General features: G+C 59.5%; 24 protein-coding genes. 11 read left to right on the forward strand and 13 right to left on the reverse strand.

The features are described from left to right. Positions 1-89 precede the first annotated feature (89 nt). On the reverse strand, positions 90-1,148 hold the full coding sequence (locus QP915_RS05390; protein WP_284765719.1) for a DUF2786 domain-containing protein: 1,059 nt from the start codon (positions 1,146-1,148) through the stop codon (positions 90-92). Between the two features lie 192 nt (positions 1,149-1,340). On the opposite strand from QP915_RS05390, the gene QP915_RS05395 reads away from it, so the two are divergent. The 6 genes from QP915_RS05395 to QP915_RS05420 all read left to right on the forward strand — a co-directional run bounded on the left by QP915_RS05395 (position 1,341) and on the right by QP915_RS05420 (position 7,741). Beyond that, entirely contained in the window at positions 1,341-2,678 is a 1,338-nt protein-coding gene (locus QP915_RS05395; RefSeq protein WP_284768463.1) for a glutamine synthetase family protein, read from the forward strand. A gap of 7 nt (positions 2,679-2,685) precedes the next feature. After that, positions 2,686-5,757: a bifunctional [glutamine synthetase] adenylyltransferase/[glutamine synthetase]-adenylyl-L-tyrosine phosphorylase gene (locus QP915_RS05400; protein WP_284768465.1), complete on the forward strand. Its 3,072-nt coding sequence runs from the start codon at positions 2,686-2,688 to the stop codon at positions 5,755-5,757. 97 nt (positions 5,758-5,854) lie between these two features. Further along, a complete protein-coding gene (locus QP915_RS05405) occupies positions 5,855-6,199 on the forward strand; it encodes a Cgl2226 family protein (protein WP_284768467.1) in 345 nt (114 codons plus the stop codon). 10 nt (positions 6,200-6,209) lie between these two features. Further along, positions 6,210-6,659, forward strand: a complete 450-nt coding sequence (locus QP915_RS05410) for a hypothetical protein (protein WP_239279126.1) — start codon at positions 6,210-6,212, stop codon at positions 6,657-6,659. A 145-nt stretch (positions 6,660-6,804) separates the two neighbouring features. Beyond that, positions 6,805-7,023, forward strand: coding sequence for a hypothetical protein (locus QP915_RS05415; protein WP_040425194.1), 219 nt, complete (start codon positions 6,805-6,807; stop codon positions 7,021-7,023). 10 nt (positions 7,024-7,033) lie between these two features. Beyond that, entirely contained in the window at positions 7,034-7,741 is a 708-nt protein-coding gene (locus tag QP915_RS05420) for an AAA family ATPase (protein ID WP_269953179.1), read from the forward strand. Between the two features lie 14 nt (positions 7,742-7,755). Here QP915_RS05420 and QP915_RS05425 read toward each other — a convergent pair whose 3' ends face one another. Beyond that, positions 7,756-9,063, reverse strand: a complete 1,308-nt coding sequence (locus QP915_RS05425; RefSeq protein ID WP_284768469.1) for an MFS transporter — start codon at positions 9,061-9,063, stop codon at positions 7,756-7,758. Positions 9,064-9,102: 39 nt separating this feature from the next. Between QP915_RS05425 and thrC the strand changes: the two genes are divergently transcribed. Genes thrC through QP915_RS05445 form a run of 4 tightly spaced genes read left to right on the forward strand, consistent with a single transcriptional unit; the run spans position 9,103 to position 12,081 of the window. Continuing rightward, positions 9,103-10,545, forward strand: coding sequence for a threonine synthase (thrC, locus tag QP915_RS05430; protein ID WP_284768470.1), 1,443 nt, complete (start codon positions 9,103-9,105; stop codon positions 10,543-10,545). Positions 10,546-10,548: 3 nt separating this feature from the next. After that, entirely contained in the window at positions 10,549-10,695 is a 147-nt protein-coding gene (locus QP915_RS05435; protein WP_284768472.1) for a hypothetical protein, read from the forward strand. Next, entirely contained in the window at positions 10,673-11,506 is an 834-nt protein-coding gene (locus QP915_RS05440; protein WP_284768474.1) for a trypsin-like serine protease, read from the forward strand. The genes QP915_RS05435 and QP915_RS05440 overlap by 23 nt, the downstream gene beginning before the upstream one ends. 29 nt (positions 11,507-11,535) lie before the next feature. After that, the gene (locus QP915_RS05445; RefSeq protein ID WP_269953176.1) at positions 11,536-12,081 is read left to right on the forward strand and encodes an NUDIX hydrolase; all 546 of its coding nucleotides are present in this window, start codon (positions 11,536-11,538) and stop codon (positions 12,079-12,081) included. Positions 12,082-12,083: 2 nt separating this feature from the next. On the opposite strand, the gene QP915_RS05450 is transcribed toward QP915_RS05445, so the two are convergent. The 5 genes from QP915_RS05450 to glnA form a co-directional block, all read right to left on the reverse strand. Beyond that, on the reverse strand, positions 12,084-12,458 hold the full coding sequence (locus QP915_RS05450) for a hypothetical protein (RefSeq protein WP_284768476.1): 375 nt from the start codon (positions 12,456-12,458) through the stop codon (positions 12,084-12,086). Next, entirely contained in the window at positions 12,458-12,667 is a 210-nt protein-coding gene (locus QP915_RS05455) for a hypothetical protein (RefSeq protein WP_225746683.1), read from the reverse strand. The genes QP915_RS05450 and QP915_RS05455 overlap by 1 nt, the downstream gene beginning before the upstream one ends. 18 nt (positions 12,668-12,685) lie before the next feature. After that, the gene (locus tag QP915_RS05460) at positions 12,686-13,657 is read right to left on the reverse strand and encodes a TDT family transporter (protein ID WP_284596769.1); all 972 of its coding nucleotides are present in this window, start codon (positions 13,655-13,657) and stop codon (positions 12,686-12,688) included. Positions 13,658-13,829: 172 nt separating this feature from the next. Continuing rightward, on the reverse strand, positions 13,830-14,735 hold the full coding sequence (locus QP915_RS05465) for an Abi family protein (protein ID WP_284768479.1): 906 nt from the start codon (positions 14,733-14,735) through the stop codon (positions 13,830-13,832). 337 nt (positions 14,736-15,072) lie between these two features. Further along, positions 15,073-16,506 carry a type I glutamate--ammonia ligase gene (gene glnA, locus QP915_RS05470; protein WP_284765733.1) on the reverse strand — a complete coding sequence of 478 codons (1,434 nt, stop codon included), beginning with the start codon at positions 16,504-16,506 and terminating at the stop codon, positions 15,073-15,075. A gap of 118 nt (positions 16,507-16,624) precedes the next feature. On the opposite strand from glnA, the gene QP915_RS05475 reads away from it, so the two are divergent. Then, positions 16,625-17,098, forward strand: a complete 474-nt coding sequence (locus QP915_RS05475; protein WP_284768481.1) for an RDD family protein — start codon at positions 16,625-16,627, stop codon at positions 17,096-17,098. Positions 17,099-17,410: 312 nt separating this feature from the next. Here the strand turns inward: QP915_RS05475 and QP915_RS05480 are convergent, their stop codons facing one another. The 6 genes from QP915_RS05480 to gcvP all read right to left on the reverse strand — a co-directional run bounded on the left by QP915_RS05480 (position 17,411) and on the right by gcvP (position 24,741). Next, entirely contained in the window at positions 17,411-18,196 is a 786-nt protein-coding gene (locus QP915_RS05480) for a DUF4191 domain-containing protein (protein ID WP_239273549.1), read from the reverse strand. Positions 18,197-18,277: 81 nt separating this feature from the next. Beyond that, positions 18,278-19,342: a lipoyl synthase gene (gene lipA / locus QP915_RS05485; RefSeq protein WP_284765921.1), complete on the reverse strand. Its 1,065-nt coding sequence runs from the start codon at positions 19,340-19,342 to the stop codon at positions 18,278-18,280. A gap of 127 nt (positions 19,343-19,469) precedes the next feature. Continuing rightward, positions 19,470-20,273: a lipoyl(octanoyl) transferase LipB gene (gene lipB / locus QP915_RS05490; RefSeq protein WP_284768483.1), complete on the reverse strand. Its 804-nt coding sequence runs from the start codon at positions 20,271-20,273 to the stop codon at positions 19,470-19,472. A gap of 80 nt (positions 20,274-20,353) precedes the next feature. Further along, complete coding sequence (gcvH, locus tag QP915_RS05495) at positions 20,354-20,746, reverse strand: glycine cleavage system protein GcvH (RefSeq protein WP_005324433.1); 393 nt, start codon at positions 20,744-20,746, stop codon at positions 20,354-20,356. 36 nt (positions 20,747-20,782) lie between these two features. Next, the gene (gene gcvT, locus QP915_RS05500) at positions 20,783-21,895 is read right to left on the reverse strand and encodes a glycine cleavage system aminomethyltransferase GcvT (RefSeq protein ID WP_284768485.1); all 1,113 of its coding nucleotides are present in this window, start codon (positions 21,893-21,895) and stop codon (positions 20,783-20,785) included. A gap of 2 nt (positions 21,896-21,897) precedes the next feature. After that, positions 21,898-24,741: an aminomethyl-transferring glycine dehydrogenase gene (gene gcvP / locus QP915_RS05505; protein WP_284768488.1), complete on the reverse strand. Its 2,844-nt coding sequence runs from the start codon at positions 24,739-24,741 to the stop codon at positions 21,898-21,900. Positions 24,742-24,896: the final 155 nt, after the last annotated feature.

The following is a 24,896-nucleotide window of genomic DNA, read 5'->3' on the forward strand; positions in this document are numbered from 1 at the left end:
TACCCGTTAAGCATTCGTTTCGGTGTCGCTCCTCGCCCCCGTTCGCTAGCAGGGAACGGGAGGGAAGAATGGCCTTGAGCAGGGCAAAATTACTGCGTAATTTCGGGGACCGAACCGATCCCGGAAGCATCGCCGCCAAAGTGAGATTTATCGGCAGCGGCAATGCCATCGTTGATGCCGTGCATGCTGTTCATGGAAAGCGACATTTCCGTCAGGTTGGGGAAGAGGCGATTGCGAGTATCGATGGCGTGATCGGTGCGCGCCTGCAACGCCGGAAGGGTTTGGGTAGCTACAGTCTCTGCGTGGTGTGAGCAGTACTGCGACTCCCGCAGGTTATCTGCGATGCCATCCTCATTTGCTTGAGTGAGCAGTTCACCGATGCGGGCGGCATAAGAGAGCCGGAAGCTACGGCGATAGGCGGCGGTGGAGCCCGTAGCGCGGGCAATTTCTGCGCCGTCACCATTGCGCATGAACCAATCGCATTGACGGTTGAGAGAGGCAAAAAGGTCGGCGCAATGGGCGGCGTCGGCAGGAGCGCCAATCACGCAGGCCAAGCCCTTGTCATGAATCAGGAGAGTGGTGCATCCATTGGCGTCAGAGATGGTGCTTAATAGGGAAGCCTGGTGCTTGATATACGGCGGGTGGATGTGCACGCGGTGGGAAATGAGATGAGGCAGCTCGGAAGTAAGCAGGTCTTCGATGCGATACTTCTGCTGCAGGGACTGCGCCTTAGAAATGAGAACCTCGGCCTCATCCTCAAAGCTGGTAGATTCCGCTTTCCGCAAAAGGCCTAGAACCTTCTCGCGGATTTTGCGTTGCTTATCGCTGAGCCCGTCCTCCCGCAAGGATTCGCCGGAGGCTAAAAGCTCGGTATCGCGCAGCTTCGGTAGGTGAATGAGCTCTTTAATAATGGCGCGCAACTTATCGCGGGGAATGAAGTTTTCCTGCGGAGGGGCCATCTGTAGCCATGCTTTGCGCAGCGCAGGGGAGGTAATTCGTGCCGGCACATGGGGGCTTGCACGGTAAATAATCGGGTAGGCGTGCGGGCCTAAGACGTGTTCTAAGTCCGCCGGCGCCCAGCCTTGTTGTGCCGCGGTGACGAGGCGTTCGATTACGTGAGCAGAAAGGTCATCGCAGTGGGTGGTCATAAAGATTCGTCCTTTAAGAGGTGTACGTGTGTTCGCTTGCCCACTTAGCAAAGCATGCGCTGGAGCTGGCTCCTGCCGGAAAATCCCCCACTGGCCACCCCCTAGATACTCTTCCGACCTGCGCATTTCGCCCCGGAAAAACTGTCGCATGAACTGCACATCCCTCGGGGGAGAGCCGGTAAGGTCTAAAGCATGAATAGCCAACACGAATTTGTCTTGCGCACCGTTGAGGAACGCGATATCCGCTTTATCCGCCTGTGGTTTACGGATATTCTGGGCGCCCTTAAATCCGTGGTCATGAGCCCGTCCGAGCTGGAATCGGCCTTTGAAGAAGGTGTTGGCTTTGATGGTTCTTCCGTAGAGGGCTTTTCTCGCATTTCTGAGTCTGACACCATCGCCCTGCCAGATCCCTCCACCTTCCAGATTCTGCCCTTTGATATGGATGAGCCGGACCTGCAATCGGCCCGCATGTTTTGCGATATCGCACAGCCAGACGGCCAGCCCTCCATGGTAGACCCGCGCCATATCCTGCGCCGCCAGGTCACTGAGGCCGCCAACGATGGATTTACCTGCATGGCCTCGCCTGAAATCGAGTTCTATCTTTTCGAGCGCGGCCGCGAACTCACTGACTTGGTGCCCACGGACAACGGCGGTTACTTCGACCAAGCAACGCACGATACCGCCCCGCTTTTCCGCAGGAAGGCAATGCTAGCACTGGAATCACTGGGAATCGCCACGGAGTTTAGCCACCACGAAACCGCGCCGGGCCAGCAAGAAATTGATCTGCGCCATGCGGACGTGCTCACCATGGCCGATAACATCATGACCTTCCGGCACGTGATTAAGCAGGTGGCCACCAACTCCAACGTGCGCGCCACCTTTATGCCTAAGCCCTTCGAGCATTTGCCGGGCTCTGGCATGCACACCCACTTGAGCCTTTTTGAAGGCCAATCCAATGCTTTCCACGATCCGGATGATGAATTCTCTTTGTCCCAGACCGGCCGCCAGTTCATCGCCGGCATCTTGGAGCACTCCACGGAGATGTCCGCGATTGTGAATCAATGGACCAATTCTTATAAACGCCTGATGTTCGGCAACGAGGCGCCGGGCGCAGCCACCTGGGGAGTATCGAATCGCTCCGCGCTGGTCCGCGTTCCCACCTACCGGCTGACCAAGGAAGAATCGCGCCGGGTAGAAATCCGCTCCATTGATGCCTCGATGAACCCCTACTTGGGCTATGCGGTGCTACTAGCGGCAGGCCTGCGAGGTATCCGCGAAGGCTACGAGCTCGATGATCCGGCCGAGGACGATGTCCACCAGCTCACCCGCCGCGAGCGCCGGGCAATGGGCTATAAGGATCTACCCACCAGCTTGGATCAGGCCTTGCGAGAATTTGAAAAATCCGAGTTCATGGCAGAAATCCTGGGCGAGCACGTCTTTGAGTTCTTCCTGCGCTCCAAGTGGGATGAGTGGCATCACTATCAGAGCCAAATCACCACCTTTGAGCTGCGCAATAACCTGAACTTCTAGGAGAAAAATGCGTCCTGCTGCTGTGCCTTCACCGGCCACACTAGGTCTTACCCGCCCGCATGCTGCGCAGGATATTGAGCAGCTGGGGTGGAAGAATCTGGAATCAGCGGATCTGTTGTGGACCCTCGCTGCCGTGGGCGACCCAGACCTGGCTCTCAATAATCTGATCCGCATCTATGAGCAAACCCCAGAGCTAGATGATGCCGTGCGGTCGAATGAAACCTTGCGCGTGCGCCTCTTCGCCTTACTGGGGGCGTCGACCGCCTTTGGCGATCATCTCGCGGCACACCCTGAACTGTGGCGAGAATTAGAAAAACCCCTTCCTCAGCCCGAAGAGATGCTGCAAAGCTTGCTTGGTGCGGTCGATGCCCAGCCTGCGGACTTTGCTCACGACGTGGACCGGCCCGATCCGGCGCGCGAGGACTTGAGCACGGCGGGTACTTACCGTGCCGGCGAGGGTGAGCATAAGAAGGCGCTGCGCACGACCTACCGCACTTTGATGATGCGCATTGCCGCCTGCGATGTGGCGGGCACCTTCCATTCACGCAAGGGCCAGACCAAGCTGCAGCCGGAGGTAGGATTCCGCCAGATTACGGCGCTGACCACCGCGCTTGCCGACGCCGCCTTAACCGCCTCCCTTGCCTGCGCTGTGCGCACCATCTACGGCGATGAACCCTTGGATGCACAGCTGGCAGTCATGGCGATGGGCAAGTGTGGCGCAGGCGAGCTGAACTATATCTCCGATGTGGACGTCATCTTCGTTGGCAGCGAGGCAACCCCTAGGGCCACGCGGCTGGCGGCGGAGTTTAATCGCATTGGATCCACCACCTTTTTCGAGGTGGATGCGAACCTGCGACCCGAAGGAAAATCGGGCGCGTTGGTGCGCACTTTGGAATCCCACGTGGCCTACTACAAGCGATGGGCGGAGACGTGGGAATTCCAGGCGCTCCTTAAAGCGCGCGCTATGACGGGCTACCTCCCACTAGGCCAGGACTATTTGGACCAGATCCGACCGATGGTGTGGACGGCGTCGCAGCGCGAGTCTTTTGTTGAGGACGTACAGGCCATGCGCCGCCGCGTGCTGGCCAATGTTCCCGAAGAACTCAAGCACCGCGAGCTGAAGCTAGGCGTGGGCGGCCTGCGCGATATCGAATTTGCTGTCCAGCTCCTGCAGTTGGTCCATGGTCGCTCCGATGAGACGCTGCGCGCGCTTTCCACGGTGGAGGCGCTGGAAGCGCTGATTTCAGCGGGGTACGTCGGCCGGGAGGACGGCACCCAGCTCATTGAAGCCTATGAGTTTCTGCGCCTGCTTGAGCACCGCCTGCAATTGGAGCGCTTCCGCCGCACACACACGCTGCCGGAAAAGGACGATGAAGAGGGGATGAAGTGGCTGGCGCGCATCGCCGGCTTTTATCCGCAGGGCACCAAGTCGGCGGCCGAGCGCATGCTCTCGCACCTGCGCCGAATCCGTCTGCGGATCTCCGAGCTGCACTCGCGCCTGTTCTACCGGCCGCTGCTTAATTCCGTGGTCACCATGTCCGCCGATGAGCTCAAGCTGTCGCCGGAGGCCGCCAAGCTGCAGCTGGCCGCGTTGGGCTATAACCACCCCGACCGCGCTTTTGAGCACCTGACCTCCTTGGCGGCGGGAACCTCGCGCAAGGCACGCATCCAGGCGATTTTGCTGCCTACCTTGATGGAATGGCTGGCTGATACCGCAGACCCCGATATGGGTCTGTTGAACTATCGCAAGCTCTCGGAGGCCGCGAACGATAGGTCGTGGTTCTTGCGCATGCTGCGCGATGAAGGAATTGTGGGCCAGCGGCTCATGCACATTCTGGGTACCTCGCCGTTTACTTCTGATCTGATTATTAGCGCACCGGATTCGGTTAAGCAGCTTTCCGACGGCGCCACTGGCCCCAAACTGCTAGAAACCAAGCCCGAACAGGTTTCCAAGGCGCTGGTCAATTCCAGCAAGCGACACGCCGACCCGGATAAAGCGGTGGCGGTGGCGCGCTCGTTGCGCCGGGTTGAGCTGGCCCGCATCGCCAGTGCGGATTTGCTGGGCTTCATGCCGGTCAAGCAGGTGTGTCACGAGCTATCCACAATTTGGGATGCCGTCCTTGAGGCCGCACTTCGCGCTGAGGTGCGCGCGTGGCGCCTGGCTAACGAGGACGCAGAGCCGCCAGCGCGCATCGCCGTCATTGGCATGGGCCGTTTGGGAGGTATGGAGCTGGGATTTGGCTCAGATGCGGATGTGCTCGTCGTAGCAGAACCTAGCGAACCGGCCGGTGACTCTGGTGCGGAAGGGGAGGCCGTGAAGTGGGCCATCGGGATCGTCGATAAGCTTCGGCGCCGCCTGTCTAAGCCTTCGGGCGACCCACCATTGGACGTCGATTTGGGCCTGCGCCCAGAGGGCCGCTCTGGTGCGGTGGCGCGCACCATCTCCTCCTATGAGCGTTACTACCGCGAGTGGGGCGAGTCTTGGGAGCTGCAGGCTTTGTTGCGCGCGGCCTTCGTGGCTGGTGACAAGGAAGTAGGCGAGCGATTTATGTCCATGGTCGATAGCTTCCGCTACCCAGAAGGCGGCGCGAGCGCCTCGACCATTCGCGATATCCGGCGCATGAAGGCGCGCGTGGACAATGAGCGCCTGCCGCGCGGCGCGGACCGCAATACTCATACCAAGCTGGGGCGCGGTGCGCTCTCAGATATTGAATGGACCGTACAGCTCCTGACCATGATGCATGCTCACGAGTATGCCCAGCTGCACGATCCGTCCACACTGCGCGTGCTCGACGCCTTGGAGGAAAACGCAATCCTCTCTGCCGAGCAGGTCTCGGACCTGCGCGAAGCCTGGCTTATGGCTACCGACGCCCGCAATGCACTGGTGCTCGTGCGCGGCAAGCGCGTCGACCAGTTGCCCGGGCCCGGTCCGCAGCTGGCCCAGGTAGCCGGTGCCGCTGGCTGGCCGCCGGAGGACAACCAAGGGTTTCTAGAAAACTATCTGAAACTTACCCGCCATGCCCGGAAGGTTGTGGATGAGGTCTTCTGGGGCGAGGAGGAATCCTTCGAGCATTCTTAGAGTTAGCCTTGAAAGTCCCCGATGCGCGCATTGTGGCCTTACTTTTTGCACTTTCGGGCTCTAAAGTGGGATGGGAACAAGAAAGGACTGGCTAGTTATGTCTTTTAAGCTGCAACTCGATGTGGACAACGCCACGGTGAGCGAACTATCCGCGCTGCTTTCCGCAGCGCGTGCCGCGGGCGTGCGCGACGGTGACGCCCTCCACCTTGACGGCACCACATTGACCATCGAGGTCTCCACGCCGCGGGAGGAAAAGCCAGCGCCGCCGCGCCAAGAACCATCGCCCGATAGCTCCCGTCAGGCCCCTCGCTCGTGGGGGCGCGCCGACCGCATAGGGGAGGCCACCATCCGCTCCATCATCGACGCTCTCAATGATCGCGGCGAGAACCCTCGCGGCAATGACTACGGTTCCTTCGGCGATAGCGCTGGTTACCATGGCTAAAATCAGCGGAGTGTATCGACATAAGCTCATCTACCTGTGGGCCTTTGTAGCCGTGGCCGTCATCGTGGCTATCGCTGTCGGGGTGTGGGCCACCAATCGCGATAATCCCCCCAAGGGGACGAAGACGGTGGGCGAGGCCGTGGCTGGTGGCGTAGTCCAAGAAGACATGCCCGCACAGGTCAATGGTGCTATCAAAGGCGATGATTCCACCGACGCCAACCGCGTGACCTCCTTGGCGAAGGCGCTGGGCATCCCGCTCAATTCCGTCCCGCGGGATATTACCCAGACTGAAAACGGCAAATCCGATGTGCGCGTCTACCTCGAGCGCGAGCTCAACAGTGCGGTGGAGTCTGGTGACATCAGCGAATCCGATGAAAAGGCAGTCCTCGTAGCATTTGAGCGAGGCCTTGTGATGCCGGCCAGCGATGGCATCGTGGCCGAGAGCTATCCAGCAAACTAGCCCTTTATTTCCTCGCGAACTGGGCGCGAAAATTCAGGCAACCCGCAGCTAGGCGGCATGGCCTTGGCAGTAACTCTTCCTAAGGTAAAACATCACAAATTGGTAACGGGCAGGGTGCTCGGTGCCGAAGCCTCTGGAGGAGACTATGACTTTCAAGACCACGCTGTCGACCGCGGCGGGAGTACTCGCCGCCATTGCCATCCCCATCACCGGCGGTGTAGGGGTGGCTTATGCCGTCAATACCGTGCCGGCCGATACCATCGCCCAGTCAGTTCCGGCCGGCGACTTGGGTGGCCACCTGAAAAACTTTGGCGCGGCGGCAGCGCAGGAAGATGCGCTGCGCGTACTCGATGAACTGAATTAACCTAGGGCCCATGCTGGTTGATGCCCTAAGCCTGAAGTTTAAGCCTGATGACTACCGCGCCGAGCTGCCCATCTTCGACTACTTAGTTGATTTGGGCAGCTTCAAGTTGCGAAGCCCTGTCACCGTCTTCGTAGGTGAAAACGGCATTGGCAAATCGAGCTTGCTCGCTGGCGTAGCTAGTGATTTGGGCTGTTCACCTGCGGGCGGCCGCATGGATGACCCAGATGAAATCGTTCCTCGCAGCCCCATTCGCTGCGATACGGAGGAAGTGATCCAGCGTGCCTATTTCCTGCGCGCCGAAAAGCACGAGTACTTGATTGGACGTGGGGATTCAGCGGCCGAACGTGGCGGCCGTTCGACTCTTTCTCAGAACGTGGATTTGTCCCGCCGCTCGCACGGGCAATCCGTCTTTGACCTGCTCTATGAGCACATTAATGGCCAAGGTGTGTACATCCTTGATGAGCCAGAATCTGGGCTGTCCGTTATCCGGCAACTGGCCCTCGTAGCGGAAATCGCCCAAGCAGTTGACCGCGGCGCACAGGTCATTATTGCCACGCACTCGCCAATTCTTCTGGCCTGCCCTGGTGCGGACATTGTGGAGCTCAACGATACTGGCTTTGAGCGCATCGCCTTCGACGAGGCGGAAGCCGTGGCGGCGACCCGGGAACTTCTGGCGGACCCTGAGGGGACCATTCGCTTTATCCTCAACCCGGAGTGATCAACCGAGGGTTTCTAGGAAACCTCCACGATGGTGACAGAAGGCCCGTCTTCGCCCGCGCGACGGCGAAGGAAGTGGGTGATGACCACACCAATCATGCCTACTACCCAAACGGCTAGCACCGCAGCCGCGGCGGCAGTGAAATCCGGCATGGAGTAATCAGGGGCGTCGGAGGAATGATCCAACACCATGCCGAAGAGCTGCGCGCCCAACATGCCGGAGGTAAACCCACCCATATTTCCCAAGCCCGTAGCTGTGGCTACCACGGAGCGGTCCATGCGCTCACGCACGATATCGAAGCCATAGTTAGCCGTCGGCGTGCACAGCGCGGTAACGAAGGACACCACCAAAATTGCGACCACACCGCTGTCGGTGCCAAAGGTAAAGAAAATCAGCCAGGTCAGTGCGTGAATTGCTACGAACCCGAGGCTAAGCCACGGGCGGACATGCTGCGCGCGGGAGGAAATTTTGCCGTGCAGGGGGCCGACGAGGACCAAGAATACCGCCAGCAAGGTAAGTACCAGGCTGGACTTGGCCTTGGACATCTCCATGCCCTGGGTCATCATGGGCATGCCCCAGAGCATGACAAAGACGATGAGCGGGAGCATACCGATGTAGTGGATGAAGTAAGCCTGCCAGGCCACCGGGGAGCGGAATACCGTTTTCAAGCGGGCGGGGATGCTGGTGGCCTGCGAGTTGGGTGGTTCCTTCTCCGTGGGAATAATCCCCAACTTCTCTGGTGAGTCTGCCACCGCCACGATAGCGGCGATGGCTACCAAGATTCCTACCGCGCCAAGGGTAACGAAGGCGGCGGTCCATCCGGCCGCACCCAGCAACCACAGGAAGGGCACCGCGGAAATGAACTGACCCATTTGCCCCAACGACGACGTCACCTGGGTGAACATGGGGGTGCGGTGCAGTGGGAACCAATAGGGCAGGATGCGCATCACGGAGAGAAATGCCGTGGCATCGCCCGCGCCGATGAGAACGCGCGCGGCAATGGCTACGCCATAGCTGGTGGTAAAGCCCAGTACCACTTGGCCAATGCCCATAATGACGGCGCCGACCACGAGGAGTAGGCGCGGGCCAAATTTATCAATCAAGATGCCGGTGGGGATTTGGGCTAGGGCATACACACCCAACTGCACAGAGGTAAAGACCGCGATACGGCCGGCATCGACATCGAAGCGCTCAATGGCATCCAAACCGGCCACACCAAAAGAGGTACGGCCGGTAATCGCTACGAGGTAGACCGCCATGGCGGCTACCCAAATGCCTAAAGCCTGAGTGGTAATGACTTCTCGGGGATTCGGATGCGACATGGCTGATACCTTACGCCTTAACTACTAAGATTCTTTTGTGTGAAGTACATTTCGACCCGCGATACCGCCCGTCAGCCCGCATCTTTTACAGATATTCTCCTCGGTGGGCTTGCCCCCGATGGCGGTTTATACCTGCCTGAGAGCTACCCACAGCTAGATTCCGCCACTTTAAATTCATGGCGCAGGCTCCTAGCGGACAAAGGCTACGCGGCGCTTGCGGCCGAGGTACTTAAGCTTTTCATTGACGATATTCCAGCGCAAGACATCGAGGATATCGCCGCGCGCGCTTATACCAGCCCCAAGTTTGCGGACCCGGAAATCGTTCCCGTCACCGAACTAGGCGAGGGCCTGTTTATCGGCCATCTATCTGAAGGACCTACTGCAGCATTTAAGGACATGGCCATGCAGCTTTTGGGTGAGCTCTTTGAATACGAGCTCGCCCGCCGCGGTGAGACCCTCAATATTCTGGGCGCCACTTCCGGCGATACGGGGTCCTCTGCAGAGTATGCGATGCGCGGGCGCCACGGCATTCGCGTCTTTATGCTCACCCCGGCCGGCCGAATGACGGCCTTCCAGCAGGCGCAGATGTTTGGGCTGGATGACCCGAATATCTTCAACATCGCTCTAGATGGCGTTTTCGATGATTGCCAGGATGTGGTCAAGGCGGTATCGGGAGATGCTGACTTTAAGGCCGCCTACCGCATTGGCGCGGTCAATTCCATTAACTGGGCACGGCTGATGGCCCAGGTGGTCTACTACATTTCCTGCTGGCTCAAGGTCACCGAGACCGCCGATCAGAAGGTTTCCTTTAGCGTTCCCACCGGTAACTTTGGCGATATCTGTGCCGGCCACATCGCTCGCCAGATGGGCCTTCCCATTGATCGTCTTATCGTGGCTACCAATGAAAATGATGTGCTGGATGAGTTCTTCCGCACCGGAAACTACCGGCCGCGTCCAGCCGCAGAGACCATGGCAACCTCTTCGCCGTCCATGGATATCTCGCGCGCCTCGAATTTTGAGCGCTTTGCGTTCGACTTGCTCGGCCGCGATGCAGCCGAAACCGCGGAGCTATTCGGCACCAAGGTGAAAGAGGGCGGCTTTAGCCTCGACCACGACAAGATTGCTGCTGCCCGCGAGGACTATGGTTTCCTGTCCGGTTCCTCCAGCCATGCCGATCGCCTAGCCACCATCAAGGATGTACACGAGCGCTTTGATTACCTGGCGGATCCGCACACGGCCGACGGCATCAAGGTGGCTCGTGGCGCACAGCGCGAGGGGGTAAAGACTCCAATCGTGTGTCTGGAGACCGCACTGCCGGTGAAGTTTGCCGAGACCATCACGGAAGCCATCGGCTCTGCCCCTGAGCCGCCCGAGCGCTTTGCCGGCATTCTCGATACTGAGCGGCACGTCAAGGACTTGCCTAATGATGCTGCGGCGGTCAAGGATTACATCACCACGTCGATTCAGAAAACGGAGGTTTAGACCATGGCCCTAGAAAATTTTGCCGGCCCGGAACACTACACCGAGTTTGATCCGGAAAAGTTCATCCGCGATCTCAAAGCCCAGGCGGAGATGAATGCGGAAGAAGAGGACAAGGACAACGCCGGGAATGCGGACGCGGAGAGCAACTAGCGTCTTTGTAGCGTGCACGGCCGCGTTCCTTGCGGCCTGCAGCCCGGTGCGGGGTGGGGAAGAACCAAGATTCTCCGCCCTGTCTTATAGAAACCTCATTCCTAATGAGTCCTATTCCCCGGCCACGGCGCCGCTCGCTCCGGGCACCGCCTTGGATCTCTCCGGCGATGAACCGCGGCCGGGTGCCTACTTCAACTACCAGTCGTGTACCGCGGCATGGTCTTTTACGCTTGCCGACGCCCGCACGATCGCCGTTACCGCTTCCCATTGCGGCAAACCCGGCGATAAGGTCTGGGCCGGAACCGCCGACGGCGACTTTAGCTACCCCGCCGAACCTATCGGCGAGGTCATCTACTCTGATTTCTATTCCGAAGACAGCCACGACCTCGATGTGGCCTTTATCGAGATCACTGGCAGCGCTGAGTACTATGTCCCCGGGGCGGTAGACAATAGCGTCGCCACCTCCCTGGCCCACCTGCCGCATCAGGTGTGCAAGCTTGGCCGCGTGACCGATGAGACGTGCGGCACGCTTTCCCATGACGCGGAAATGGCGCAGCTGAACTCGGAGGGACTCCAGCGAGATTCGCTTGCCGCTAGGGCGCGCGTATGCAGCACCAATGGTGACTCCGGTGGTCCGGTGTACGGCGAAGTAGAAGGAAAGCAAACCATCGTGGGCGTGGTTTCCGGAACGACGCAGCGCCTCGAAGAAGGTCACACCTGCCAAACCACGCCGACGGACATGGAGCTATCTTTCACGTTGGCCACCGATATTCAGCTTCTAGCTAAAGAGGTCTTGGGGCCCATGGCCTAAGTGCGCCACACTGGTCTACGCTAGGTGGCATGCCGACTCCAGATTTTATTGTTCAGCTGCGCGAAAAGATTGGCCACGATCAGATCTTTGTGCCAGCCTGTAGCGCCATCATCATCCGCGATGTTCCGGCAGACGCCGCACTCTGGGAAGTCCCCTCCGTGCTCCTAGTAAAGCGTTCCGATAATGGTACGTGGACCCCGGTGGAAGGAATCTGCGAGCCAGGCGAGGAAATTACCACCACCGCGCTGCGAGAAGTCAAAGAGGAAGTCGGCCTTGACGCCAAGGTGGAAGCGCTATTGGGCGTGGGGCAGTCCGGACCAGTGACTTACCCCAACGGTGATGAGTGCACCTTTATGGGAACGGCGCTGCGCGTATCAGTAGCCGATGGCGCAGAGCCGGTCATCAGCGATGAAGAAAATACCAAGGCGGGGTGGTTCTCCGTGGCGAAGCTTCCCGATAGCGTGTCGCGCCGCCACCGCCTCATGATTGCCGACGCCGTAGCGCAGATGAAGCATCCCCGCGGTTTTGCCCCGCGCATGGGCTGGATGAAGCGCAGCGAGCAACCGGGACTGTAGGGCTAGTCTTCTGGGGCGTCGGCAAGCAGCCCGGACAATTGCTGCGGATCCTGGGCGGCGATGAGTACTTGTGCAATGCCATCGCGCGCATCGGCAATATCGTCTTTGTCGCCGCAGGAAATCACGGTATCGCTGATAGTAATTAAGAGCTTGCCGCGCCGGGCTAGGTCATAAAAGAGCGGGCAGTCTTGTGCGTCCCAGCGCCAGGCAGTGGCGTAGAAGTCCCGCGCGCCTGTGCCAAGCCACGACGTCTCCATCAGCAGGTGGTCGCGGCGCAGATAGATGCCGTCTCGCTGCAGGCCAGCGAGTACGTCTCTCACCGCAGCCAGGTTGGCGCGCTCCCAGGCGATGAAGGTGATAGGGGAGCTATTATGCATCAGCGGCGCCGGCGACGATTGCCATCTGCGCGGCCACCGGAATAGGTGCGCACGGAATTCTCGCCGCCCTCGGACCCTAAGTCATCGATGCCCCAGGAATCTTCCGCATAGATTGCGTATTCCCTGCTCCAGTGCTCGCGCCGCGGTCGGGCCTCAGGCGTGCGGCGGCGTGTGCGGCGCTTGCCTCGTTCAAAGCTGGCGTCTCGCATAGTGGCTTAGCCTCCTTGCTACCTTTTGGGCCCAGTCTTAATGAGCGGCTCTTCAGGGCCGGTTTCCTTCTTTCCTTCCCACACCCAGCTGAGGAAGCGGGTGGAGCACAGCATCCAGTGGGCGGTGAGGAGGACGGGGATGGTGAGCGCAATGGCGTCGATAAGCTCGGAGCCATTGACCAATGCCAGCTGGTGGCCGCCCATGCTCACAGTGCCCGGCGGGAACGTGCAGGACCACCAAGCCGGGGAGTACGGAACCCACCGTGCCACATTGGGATAGAAGGTAAACATCGCGTAGATGGACAGCGGAATGGCGATAATAAGCGCCGTAACGCCGTAATAGATGGAGACGGGGCCAGGGAAGAGAATCTGCATTGCCGTGGTGGACTGGCCCACTACGCCTAGCGGGACCCATGCGGTGGCTGATTTCGCGCCGGTGAAATCCACCTTGCCGTGCCATGCGGCCCAATACACGCGGGCGAAGGTGGGCACCGCCGTCACCAGGGACATGAAGAAAAATACCGTACCCATCACGTGGTAGAGCGGGCCGTAATCATTAGCCAGCCAACCGGAAACGGAAGCCGAAATCATAGGGCCGACCAGCGGCAGGCCCCAGGTGAACTTCGGCTCACCATCAAAGCGCGTGAGCTGGATAGCCCACGTAATAACGGTAACCGGACCACCGATCCAAAAGCCCACGAGACGGAAGGTAGGGATATCCGTCAGACCGGAAAGCGCGGCACCGAGCGCCAAGATTCCGATGAAAAACATCGACCACTCCGCCATAGTGGTGCGCTCAAAACTAGGGTGGCGATAGCGCAAGAAGCCCGCGGTGAGAACGACAAAAATGACGCACGCGATGGCGGCAAAAATGCCGGCCAGGATCATCATTCCTTCTTCCACGAGCAGGCGCGAAACGATGGAGGTGCCCATGAGGCTGCCTCCCCACGCGGGGCCAGGGGCCGGGAGTTGGCGGAATCTATCAGTCACACTCACATGTTAATTTCTTTCGGTCGGGTTATCAGAATTCTGCTGTCGTTTTGCTGGTGAGAACTCTCAACTGGCGCTGAATTAGGGGCAGGGGTCAAGACTTTAAGGATATGTGGCCGGGGTCGCATGAAAAGGGTCCGGAATACCATTGTGTGTTCATGCACCAAGAGGGCTATGAATGATGAGGATTCGCTATACCTTGGTGGAAAGCCGGAGTTCGTTTGACCAGCTCTATATACTCATCCAAAAATCCATCCCACGAATTAGTAAGAAAGAGAAAGTTATCAAGGGCTACAATTACTGCTAGTAGCGAGTTCTCGCCGTAATTTTGACCTAAAACTTTCTCAGCACGCCGTTTCGTAGCACTAGAAACTGAAGGTTGGTCCAAAACGAAACTGTTCCATAACCGAGCTGAGTGGGCACATTTATTTCTCACGAAGGTAAAAGAGCGCAATTGGCGCGCTAAGTATTGTTTCTTTACGCCAAGAATGGAACAAGTCTTTGCGTAAACTCGGTTGTCATCGTTTCGGAAGCTTATTGCTTTCGACAACGTACCAAAGGACAATGCCTCGACTGCCACCCAAATTGGAACATCGTAAACCCACCTTTCAGTGTCGGCCCCTGAGTCCTTTTGGTATTTATGGAGGTATGGTTCCTTAGACCGCTTGAGCTCACTGATAATTAGATCGTGTGTGGGCGGCATGGCCGGATTTGGTGGGCGCCGGTACGCAGTGGGCTGAAGATACTTCTCATAAGGAGAATGGATTTCACCTTCGCTGAGAGCAAAGGCCGTCCTGGCCGCAAGCTCTGCTTCTTGGAGCCCGCGGAGTAGGAGAGAACGAAGTTCGAAGTCCAACCGGTAGATATTAACTATTTCATCCCACTGGGTGCCAGGAAAGAATTTGGCTTCGTCACCGGCTAAGTTTTCTTGGAAGTACCGCATGTAGCCCGAAAAGCGGTAATAGTTTTGACGCTCAAGGAAATCTTTAGCAGATTTTTCGGAAGGAAGAATTAACCCACGGCGTTGAATTAAACTGACTTGCTCTTCAATGCTAAGGAACTTCTTCCTGCGGTTCATTGCTTCAGAATAGCAAAGCCCCCCTCTCATATTGAGCTGTTCCTATGGGAAGCTTGGAGGGGGTATCGATTGACTAAAGTATAGCTCAAAATGCGCAATCTTAGTAATCATTTGCGCAAGGTTTTGCTCAAGTGCCATGCATTTGAAAACGCTGCGATAGTCAAACAACAAGGAGTGGGGCACCGCCAAGAACCAAGGACGCTTGTCAATGTTGGGTGCAAAACTTCTGAAGCCAAAGTGCACATAGATCTGCAAAGCCCCCAATCGGCACTCAGCAATTAGGGAGCCTAGGAAGGCGGAAAGCCGGTGGCGAGAGGGGGCGTCGGCAAGCGCAGCTCTAGCAGTCGTAGTACATTTCAAATTCCTGCGGGGTAGGACGCAGGCGGACCGGGTTGATCTCGTTCTCGTACTTGTAGTTGATGTAGGTCTCGATGAGGTCTTCGGTGAAGACATCGCCTTCGGTGAGGAAGTCCATGTCCTCCTGCAGGGCCTTCAGGGAAGCCTCGAGGGAGGTCGGCGCCTGCGGGATGGACTCAGCCTCTGCTGGCGGCAGCTCGTAGAGGTCCTTATCAACTGGAGCGTGCGGCTCGATGCGGTTCTTTACGCCGTCGATGCCGGCCATCATCATGGCGGCAAAGCCCAAGTAAGGGTTGCCGGATGGGTCCGGTGCGCGGAACTCGATGCGCTTGGCCTTCGGGTTGGAACCGGTAATCGGGATACGGATGGCAGCCGAGCGGTTGCGCTGGGAGTACACCAAGTTAATCGGGGCCTCGAAGCCCGGCACCAAGCGGTGGTAGGAGTTCAGCGTCGGGTTGGTGAACGCAAGAACGGCACCAGCGTGGTGGAGGATGCCACCGATGTAGTAGCGGGCGATATCGGAAAGGCCTGCGTAGCCAGCCTCGTCGTGGAAGAGAGGCTTGCCGTCCTTCCATAGGGACATGTGGGCGTGCATACCGGAACCATTATCGCCGGCCAGCGGCTTGGGCATGAAGGTTGCGGTCTTGCCCCACTGCGCCGCGGTCTGCTTAATCACGTACTTGAAGGTCTGAATGTCATCGCCCGCGTGCAACATGGAGTTGAAGCGGTAGTTGATCTCATTCTGGCCGGCGCCGACCTCGTGGTGGAAGCGCTCGATTTGGAAGCCAACCTTTTGCAGGTTCTCTACCATGGCGTCGCGTACCTCACCGTGCTTGTCATACGGCGCGGTGGGGAAGTAGCCGCCCTTCAGGCGGGTCTTGTAGCCGGTGTTCGGGGTGCCGTCGAAGTTGGTCTCGCTATCGCGATTCCACCAGCCTTCATCGGAGTCAACCTCGTAGAAGCCGTGCTGGACGTCGGTGCCAAAGCGCACGGAGTCAAAGAGGTAGAACTCGGCCTCAGCGCCGAAGTTGCAAGTATCGGCAATGCCGGTGGACTGCAGGTACTCTTCCGCCTTGCGCGCGATGTTGCGCGGGTCGCGGGAGAAAGGCTCAAAGGTAAATGGGTCGTGGACGAAGAATTTGATGTTCAGGGTCTTGGCCGTGCGGAACGGATCGATATGCGCGGTGGCTGGATCCGGCAGCAGGGTCATATCGGACTCATCAATGGTGGTGAATCCGCGGATTGAGGAGCCGTCGAAGGCAAGGCCATTTTCGGCATCTTCTACGGTGAACTCATCTGCTGGGATGGAAAAGTGGTGCTCGGTGCCTGGGACGTCCGTAAAGCGGATATCGACGAACTTTACGTCCTCGTCCTTAATAAATTGGACGATGTCCTGCACTGTCTCGAAAGACACGTTTGTCTCCTCGTTGTTGACCGGTGAATTGTCTCTCTATAGCCTACTAGGTTCCCACCGTCGGCATCGCGATTCCCCTCGTTTCACATCTTACTTTGTGCCCGCTAGATTGGTGAGCATGGCAGATAAGCGTACGTGGCTCGACGGGCCGAATATTCCGGGCGAATACGATGACATGGAAGGACCCGGCCGCTGGCCGGGCGAAAAGCTCGGTCTTCCCGAGTCTGGACCTGGATCTTTGGCTTCGGTAGGCCGCCGCGCCGGCGCCGTGGCCATTGACTGGATCGTGTGCATGCTCATTGCCAACCTGATCCACATGTTCACCACGGAATTGGGCGGTGTAGCCTTCTTGGGCTACGCCCTGTGGGTCATCCTGGGCATTGTGTGTGGTTGGCTCTTTGCCCGCACCCCGGGCATGCTGCTGCTGGGGATGGGCGTGGCGCGTCTCGATGTCCCCGGTGCCCGCGTGGGTCTGTGGCGCGCCGTACTGCGTACGCTGCTTACCGGCGTGCTCTTTCCAGCAGCCATGGTTGATGCGGATGGACGCGGAATGCACGACCGCGCCACTGGCACCATTGTTATTCGTTCTTAAGTTTTTCCGCTGCGCTCCCATAAGGACTGCTCTTTGTTAAGATACCTTTTAGCTGTGGTCGATTTAGCGGCAGGAGAAGGGGCACGACTATGCGGATAAAGGTCTTAGCCATAATTGGGGTGGTCTTAATAGCAATCTCAGTCGGCGTTGGCTGGCCTTATTGGATTACGCAGGGCTTAGCTATTGTGGTCTTAGCGCTGCTTGTTACGGCCAGAATGGAAAAATAGTCTCGGCTGTTAAACCCCACGGGTTTGGGATGTAAGAAAGTCCCTGCTGCACTATGCACGGTGCAGCAGGGACTTTCTTTAGCGCTTATTTATTCTTCTTGCGCTGCTGGGCACGGCGCATGCGGCGGTTCATGCCGGCCATGTTCTGCGCTTGGTGGGGCATAGGGCCCTTAGGCATGCCCGGGGTGGTACCCGGCATGGAATCCATGGCCTCGATGCGGCGGATGTTGTCGTAGGTTTCGTTCTTATTGAAGTTGCGCGGCAGCTTCATGACCTTATTGCGCAGCTTGGATACGGGAACCTCGTCCTCGCCGTTGCCCACGAAGATCTCGTAGATAGGAACGCCGCCGGCGATCTTGTCTACACGCTTCTTAAGCTGGTTCAAGGTGGGGCGTACGCGGTTCTTATTGCCCTCGCAAACGAAGATGACGCCGGCGTTGCCGATGACGCGGTGGATAAGATCCTGCTGGCGGGTGGCGGCCACACCGGTCTTTACGGACCACACGATGCCCACGGTATTGCGCAGCTGCTGCTCCAGCGCCCAGCCGGCAGCGCCCGGCTGGTCTTCCACGCGCTTGTACATATCGCGCTCAAGGCGGCGGGTAAAGAGGAACATGGCGAGCAGGGCGCCGATGCCCAAGCCGAGGATGAGCATGAACCACTGGCCGCTAAAAAGCAGGCCAATGAGGAAGAAGAGCAATCCCATGCCCAGGAAGGCACCCAGCATGATGGGGATAAGCGCCTTATCCTGCTTGCGCTGCATATTGAATGCTTGCCACATCTGGGACCAGGTTTGCTTACGCTGCTGGCGCTTGGCCGCGCGTTCTTGCTTCTTTGCAGCCTTTAGTGCTGCCTTGTCATCTTTCGCCATGGCTCCTACTTTAAAGGTCAACGGGCATAAATGTTAAAACGGCCCACGCGAAAAGCGCAGGCCGTTATGAAAACGTTCGGTTTAGCGGATGGTAGCCGCCGCCGAATTCGCATTAGCCGGGGTCTTGGCCATGCGGGTGGTCACAGGAGTCTCTTCCGAGGGGCCGTACTTCTCCAGCAGGGTGGAGGCCTCTTGGGCGGTGGCACCCTGGGAGGTCTCGGCCAGGTGCTTGAGGTTTTCCGGCAGCTCGAAGCCGCGCTTTTCCATGGCCTGCACGTAGAGGCGGCCGGCGCGGTAGGACGAGCGCACCAGAGGGCCGGACATGACGCCGCCGAAGCCGAGCTCCTTGGCCAGCTTGGAGTGGGCGACGAATTCCTCTGGGCGCACCCAGCGCTCAATCGGGTGGAAGCGCGGGCCGGGGCGCAGGTACTGGGTGATGGTGATGATATCGCAGCCGGCAGAGCGCAGGTCACGCAATGCTTCCTCGACCTCATCCTCGGTCTCGCCCATGCCGAGGATCAGGTTGGACTTGGTAATCAGGCCATAGTCGTGGGCCTGGCGGATAACGTCCAGGGAACGCTCGTAGCGGAAGGCCGGGCGGATGCGTTTAAAGATGCGCGGCACGGTCTCCAGGTTATGGGCGAAGACCTCCGGCTTGGCCTCGAAGACCTCCTCGAGCAGGTCCGGCTTGCCGGAGAAATCCGGGGTGAGGTTTTCCACGCCGGTATGCGGGTTAAGCTCGTGAATCTTGCGCACGACCTCGGCGTAGAGCCATGCGCCCTCATCCGGGAGATCGTCGCGGGTAACGCCGGTAATGGTGGTGTAGTTGAGGTCCATCTCCTGGATGTTTTCGGCCACGCGGCGCGGTTCGTCGCGGTCGAGTTCTTCCGGCTTGCCGGTGGCAATATCGCAGAAGTCGCAGCGGCGGGTGCACTTATCGCCACCGATAAGGAACGTAGCCTCGCGGGATTCCCAGCACTCGTGGATATTCGGGCAGCCTGCCTCTTGGCACACGGTGTGCAGGGAGGCGCCGGCCACGCGGGACTTCATGTCCTCGTAGCCCGGGCCGGTGCGAACCTGGTTGCGAATCCAGCGTGGCTTTTGTTCGATGGGTGACTCCGCATTCTTCTTTTCAATGCGGAGCATCTTGCGTCCTTCAGGCTTTACAGTCACAAAAACTCACTTTATCGGTTGATGGTGGTGATGGCTAATAGCTCTTCTAGGTATAAGTCGCCGCGGTCACATCCTATTCCACGCCAGCCCCGAACGAGGGCTAGTGCCGCGCTTGCCGACGCCTCTCCCGTGCCCTTTCATTGGCCAGCTTCGTGGGATCCGGGGCGGAGCCGAAGGTGTGGTCGGCAACGATGAGGCGGCCCGAGAGGGCGTCGTCCAGCGCTTGCAACAGCGGCTGGGTGGCGTCCTCGAGGCTGACTTGGTGGCCCAGTTCTAAGGACAGAGTGGTCACGTCGGCGTCGTCGATGCCGCAGGCCACGATGTGGTCGTAGTATTCCAGCGTATTGCAGCAATTGAGCGCCAAGCCGTGCATGGTCACCCCGCGGGTAATGCGGATGCCCAGCGCGGCAATTTTGCGGTCGCGCTTCGGGGCAGCCGGATCCTTGGCCTGGGTGGTGGAGGGGACCCATACACCCGAGCGGCCGTCGATGCGCCCAGCGGTGGTCACCCCCATCTGGCGAACCGTCTGGATGGTGGCTTCCTCCAAGCGGCGGACATAGTCGACGACGTCGACAGGCTCAGCCAGCTTGATAATGGGGTAGATGACCAACTGGCCCTCGCCATGCCAGGTGATGCGCCCGCCGCGGTCCACGGTGATAACAGGCAGTCCATTATCCGGCATATCCTCTGGCTGGGTGCGCTTGCCGGCGGTATAGATATTGGGGTGCTCGACCACAAGCACCACGTCGCCCTGCTCGCCCTTGGCACGGGCGGCCGCTACCTCGGCCTGGTAATCCCACGCCTCTTGGTAGTCCATCCGGCCCAGGAAACGGACCTCTAGTGGCTTATCGGAGGCGCGGATGGAGCGCTCGGCGGGGAAGAAAGGATCTCGTGGTGCAGTCATAGCTTCAAAGTTTCCTCTGGTGCGGTGGGCAAAGCAAAGCGGGAGGATGCGCGTGGCACACCCTCCCGCGTGGGGCCGAATTAGTCTAGGCCGTTGGCGGATGCGTAGGCGGCGGCATCCATGAGCTCGCCGGCCTCATCTACCTCGACCTCGAAGAGCCAGCCCTCACCAAACGGATCGTTGTTGATGACGGCGTAGTCATCGTGCACGGCCTCGTTGACGGCCTTGACGGTGCCGGTGACAGGGGAGTAGAGGTCGGAGACGGACTTGGTGGATTCGACTTCGCCGCAGGACTCGCCGGCGGTGACGGTATCGCCCACCTCCGGTAGCTCGGCAAAGACAACCTCGCCCAGGCGATCGGCAGCGACGGAGGTAATGCCGATGCGCACGGTAGCGCCTGCAACGGCGTCAGCGGTGGCGTTGACCCACTCGTGGTCTTCGGAGTAGGAGAAATCTTGTGGAAGGGTAGCCATGGTGATGTAGTCCTTTCGGGCTGGTTGAGATGATGTTTACTTATCGCGCTTGTAGAACGGCAACGCGGTTACTTCAAAAGGATAGCGCTTGCCGCGGATCTCTACCTCGACTTCGGCGCCGGGCTCGAGTTCGGCGCTGGTTTCCAGCAGCGCGATGGCCACTGGGTGTCCCAGGGTGGGGGAAGGCTGGCCGGAGGTGACGGTTCCGACCTTCTTGTCTCCCACGAATACTTCGGCTCCGGTGCGCGCGGCGCGGCGCTGCGTGGAGGTGAGGCCGGTGATAGCCACCTGTGGGCCTTCGGCGGCGCGCTGGCGGATGACCTCGGCGCCGACGAAATCGGCCTCCTTCTTGGCAAAGGCACGCGCCATGCCCGCCTCTACTGGGGTGATATCGCGAGAGAGCTCGTTGCCGTAGAGCGGCATGCCGGCCTCGAGGCGCAGGGAATCGCGGGCGGCAAGACCGCACGGCTTGAGGTCGTATTCCGCACCGGCCTTGAGGAGTTCTTCCCACAGCTGCGGGGCATCGGAGTTATACACGATGAGCTCGAAGCCGTCCTCACCGGTGTAGCCGGTGCGCGCGATAATGGCGAAAGTGCGCGCTACCTTGCCCATGGTCGCGGCGTAGTAGCCGAGGTTATATACCTCGTCCTGCTTATTGTCTTCTACCAGTGGGACGAGGATTTCTGCGGCTTTAGGGCCCTGGACGGCGATCATGGCGACGTCCAGGGACTCGTTCTTCAGGGAAACATCGAAGCCCTCGGCGCGCTTATTGAGCTCGTCCCATACGGTATCGGCGTTGCCGGCATTCGGGACGACGAGGAATTTGTCCTCTTCAAAGCGGTAGGTAATCAGGTCATCGATGATGCCGCCGTCTTCAGCGGTAATCATGGAGTACTTGGCCTTGCCCACCTTGAGTGGCTCGAAGTTGGAGATGAAGGCATAGGACAAGAACGCGCCGGCGTCGGCGCCGTTGACCCAGATTTCGCCCATGTGGGACAGGTCAAAGAGGCCAGCGGTGCTACGCACCGCGCGGTGCTCATCCAGCTCATTCTGGTATTTCAAGGGCATGTTCCACGGGCCGAAGGCCGTGAAAGTGGCGCCGAGCTTTTCGTGCTCGGCATGAAGCGGGGAGGTGAGTAGTTCGGTCATGGTTACTCCTCAGAATCGTCGATGTCGAAAGCTTCTGGTGGTGGGCAGCTACAGACCAGGTTGCGGTCGCCGTAGGCCTCGTCGATGCGGCGCACCGGCGGGAAGTACTTGTAGCTGTGGCGCAGGGATTTCACGGGCCACGCTGCCTTTTCGCGGCTGAAGGCGAACTCCCACGCATCGGCACCGATGGACTCCGCGGTAAATGGTGCGTGGTGGATAACGGAGCCTTCGTAGGACACCTCGCTGTCGATGATCTCTTGGATCTCGGCGCGAATGGTGCGCATAGCCTCGATGAAGCGGTCCAGCTCGGCCAAGTCTTCAGACTCGGTGGGCTCGACCATGAGGGTTCCGGCCACAGGGAAGGCAAGGGTGGGGGCGTGGAAACCAAAGTCCACGAGGCGCTTGGCTACGTCGGCGGCGGTGACCCCGGAGGCGTCGGTAAGCGCGCGCAGATCCAGGATGCATTCGTGCGCAACCAAGCCAGCATTGCCGGTGTAGAGCACCGGGAAGGAATCTTCCAAGGACTTGGCCAGGTAGTTCGCGCCCAAAATCGCGTGGGCGGAGGCCTGGGCTAGTCCCTGCGCACCGGTCATAGCTAGGTACGCCCAGGAAATCGGCAGCACACCCGCCGAGCCGTACTTGGTATTGGTAATTGGCACGCCCTGACCTACCGGGGTAGCGATGGTGGCATCCAGCTGCGGATCCGCGGCGTTGGTGGGTAGGAAGGGGATAAGGTGCTCGGCCACTGCAACCGGGCCCACGCCCGGGCCGCCACCGCCATGCGGAATGGTAAAGGTCTTGTGCAGGTTGAGGTGGGAAACATCGCCGCCGAACTGGCCTGGGCGGGCCCAGCCGGTCAGCGCGTTCATATTCGCACCGTCGATGTAGACCTGGCCGCCCACCGCGTGGACCTTATCGCATACGTCGCGGACCTCCGGATCAAAGACACCGTGGGTGGAGGGGTAGGTCACCATGATGCCGGCGATGTGGTTGCCGTGCTTGGCAATCTTGTCATCCAAATCCGCCAGGTCAATAGAGCCGTCCTCGGCGGTCTTCACCACAACAACGCGCAGGTTGGCCAGCGTTGCCGAAGCCGCATTGGTCCCGTGCGCGGAGGCTGGGATGAGCACTACATCGCGCTCGTTATCGCCGTTGGCCACGTGGTAGCGGCGGATGGCCAAAAGACCCGCCAGCTCGCCCTGGGAACCGGCATTGGGCTGGATGGAGACCTTGGCGTAGCCGGTGACCTCGGCCAGCCAGCCCTCAATCTCTTCTACCAAGGCGCGCCAACCGGCGGTCGTTTCCTCTGGTGCGTAGGGGTGGATGCCTGCAAACTCCGGCCAGGAGATGGGTTCCATGGCCGCGGTGGGGTTGAGCTTCATGGTGCAGGAGCCCAGCGGAATCATGGTGCGGTCGAGCGCCAAGTCCTTATCGGCCAGCTTGCGCAGGTAGCGCAGCATCTGGGTCTCGGAGTGAATGCGATTGAAGATCTCGTGCTGAAGCGGCTCCTCGCCGCGCTGCAGGTTCTCCGGCAGGGCGAAGTCAGCCTCAGCAGATTCGGCGCCGAAGGCTTGGGCGAGCTTGGCGACGTCCTCCTTGGTCGCCGACTCACCAAAGGACACCGATACCTTGTCCTCGCCGATGGTGCGCACGAGGTAGCCCTCCTTCTGGAGGTCAGCTTTGATGGTGGCGGCGTCTACGCCGGCGACGGTAACGGTGTCGAAGAAGTCCTCGGACACTAGTTGCTTTCCGGCGTCCTTAACGGACTGCGCAAAGGAGGAAGCGAGCGCGTGGACGCGCTGGGCAATGGCTTTGAGACCTTGCGGGCCGTGGTAGACGGCGTACATGGAGGCGACGTTGGCCAGTAGCGCCTGCGCGGTACAGATATTGGAAGTGGCACGTTCGCGGCGAATATGCTGCTCGCGGGTCTGCAGCGCTAGGCGGTAGGCTGGGCGACCATCCGCGTCCTTGGAAACGCCTACGATGCGGCCAGGCATCTGGCGCTTCAGCTTTTCCGTGACCGCCATGTAGGCAGCGTGCGGGCCGCCGAAGAAGAGCGGAACGCCAAAGCGCTGGGAAGAACCGAGCACAATATCGGCGCCCAGCGAGCCAGGTGCCTCCAGCAGGAGCAGCGAAAGCGGGTCGGTGGCCACGGTAGCCAGTGCGCCACGGGTGTGCAGCTCCTCGATGACGGTGGAGGGATCAAAGATATCGCCCTCGGTACCGGTGTAGGCGATTACTGCGCCGATGAGATCCTCGCCCACGAGGCCTTCGCGCAGGTCTACGATCTCTACCTCGAGGTCAATCGCGCGGGCGCGCTCCGCGGCGACGGTAAGCACCTGCGGGTGCAGGCGAGAATCCAGTACCACGCGGCGGCCCTTCTTTACCGCGCGGGACATAAGCCCCACGGCTTCCGCGGTGGCGGAGGCCTCATCCAGCAAGGATGCATTCGCGATGGGCAGACCGGTCAGGGACTCAATCATGGTCTGGAAGTTGAGCAGCGCTTCCAGACGACCCTGGGAGATCTCTGGCTGATACGGGGTGTAGGCGGTGTACCATCCCGCATCTTCCAATAAACCGCGGCGGATGACCGCGGGAGTGAGGGTGTCAGAAAAGCCTTGTCCGTAGAAGGACTTCAGCACGGTGTTCTGGTTGGCGTACTCCCGCAATGTAGCCTGCGCCTCATCTTCCGAGAGTGCCTCAGGAAGCTGAGGCAGTTCTGCGGCGCGGATCTTTGACGGAATGGCGGCATCGACCAGCGCGTCCACGCTGTCGTAGCCTACCTTCGCAAGCATGGTGGCCTGCTCCGCAGAATCCGGCCCTAGATGGCGGGAGATGAATTCCATGTCAGTGAGACTCCTTAATAGGGGGACAGTGGCTGTAACCGCCCCAATTATATGTTTAACAATGGGTGAACCGTTCCCCCTTTGGAAACTTTTATGCAGCCCGTCACTGTATAGATCTGCGCCCAGTGCGCTCACCATGGGCTTAGGGGCAAGGC

The organism is Corynebacterium sp. MSK158, assembly GCF_030229085.1.
In the GTDB taxonomy this organism is placed as follows: domain Bacteria; phylum Actinomycetota; class Actinomycetes; order Mycobacteriales; family Mycobacteriaceae; genus Corynebacterium.

Bases quoted from the DNA above. Each gene is read 5' to 3' on its own strand.
- QP915_RS05390 (WP_284765719.1), bottom strand. From the start codon at position 1,148: ATGACCACCCACTGCGATGACCTTTCTGCTCACGTAATCGAACGCCTC.
- QP915_RS05395 (WP_284768463.1), top strand. From the start codon at position 1,341: ATGAATAGCCAACACGAATTTGTCTTGCGCACCGTTGAGGAACGCGAT.
- QP915_RS05400 (WP_284768465.1), top strand. From the start codon at position 2,686: ATGCGTCCTGCTGCTGTGCCTTCACCGGCCACACTAGGTCTTACCCGC.
- QP915_RS05405 (WP_284768467.1), top strand. From the start codon at position 5,855: ATGTCTTTTAAGCTGCAACTCGATGTGGACAACGCCACGGTGAGCGAA.
- QP915_RS05415 (WP_040425194.1), top strand. From the start codon at position 6,805: ATGACTTTCAAGACCACGCTGTCGACCGCGGCGGGAGTACTCGCCGCC.
- QP915_RS05420 (WP_269953179.1), top strand. From the start codon at position 7,034: ATGCTGGTTGATGCCCTAAGCCTGAAGTTTAAGCCTGATGACTACCGC.
- QP915_RS05425 (WP_284768469.1), bottom strand. From the start codon at position 9,063: ATGTCGCATCCGAATCCCCGAGAAGTCATTACCACTCAGGCTTTAGGC.
- QP915_RS05435 (WP_284768472.1), top strand. From the start codon at position 10,549: ATGGCCCTAGAAAATTTTGCCGGCCCGGAACACTACACCGAGTTTGAT.
- QP915_RS05440 (WP_284768474.1), top strand. From the start codon at position 10,673: ATGCGGACGCGGAGAGCAACTAGCGTCTTTGTAGCGTGCACGGCCGCG.
- QP915_RS05445 (WP_269953176.1), top strand. From the start codon at position 11,536: ATGCCGACTCCAGATTTTATTGTTCAGCTGCGCGAAAAGATTGGCCAC.
- QP915_RS05450 (WP_284768476.1), bottom strand. From the start codon at position 12,458: ATGCATAATAGCTCCCCTATCACCTTCATCGCCTGGGAGCGCGCCAAC.
- QP915_RS05455 (WP_225746683.1), bottom strand. From the start codon at position 12,667: ATGCGAGACGCCAGCTTTGAACGAGGCAAGCGCCGCACACGCCGCCGC.
- QP915_RS05465 (WP_284768479.1), bottom strand. From the start codon at position 14,735: ATGAACCGCAGGAAGAAGTTCCTTAGCATTGAAGAGCAAGTCAGTTTA.
- QP915_RS05475 (WP_284768481.1), top strand. From the start codon at position 16,625: ATGGCAGATAAGCGTACGTGGCTCGACGGGCCGAATATTCCGGGCGAA.
- QP915_RS05480 (WP_239273549.1), bottom strand. From the start codon at position 18,196: ATGGCGAAAGATGACAAGGCAGCACTAAAGGCTGCAAAGAAGCAAGAA.
- lipA (WP_284765921.1), bottom strand. From the start codon at position 19,342: ATGCTCCGCATTGAAAAGAAGAATGCGGAGTCACCCATCGAACAAAAG.
- lipB (WP_284768483.1), bottom strand. From the start codon at position 20,273: ATGACTGCACCACGAGATCCTTTCTTCCCCGCCGAGCGCTCCATCCGC.
- gcvH (WP_005324433.1), bottom strand. From the start codon at position 20,746: ATGGCTACCCTTCCACAAGATTTCTCCTACTCCGAAGACCACGAGTGG.
- gcvT (WP_284768485.1), bottom strand. From the start codon at position 21,895: ATGACCGAACTACTCACCTCCCCGCTTCATGCCGAGCACGAAAAGCTC.
- gcvP (WP_284768488.1), bottom strand. From the start codon at position 24,741: ATGGAATTCATCTCCCGCCATCTAGGGCCGGATTCTGCGGAGCAGGCC.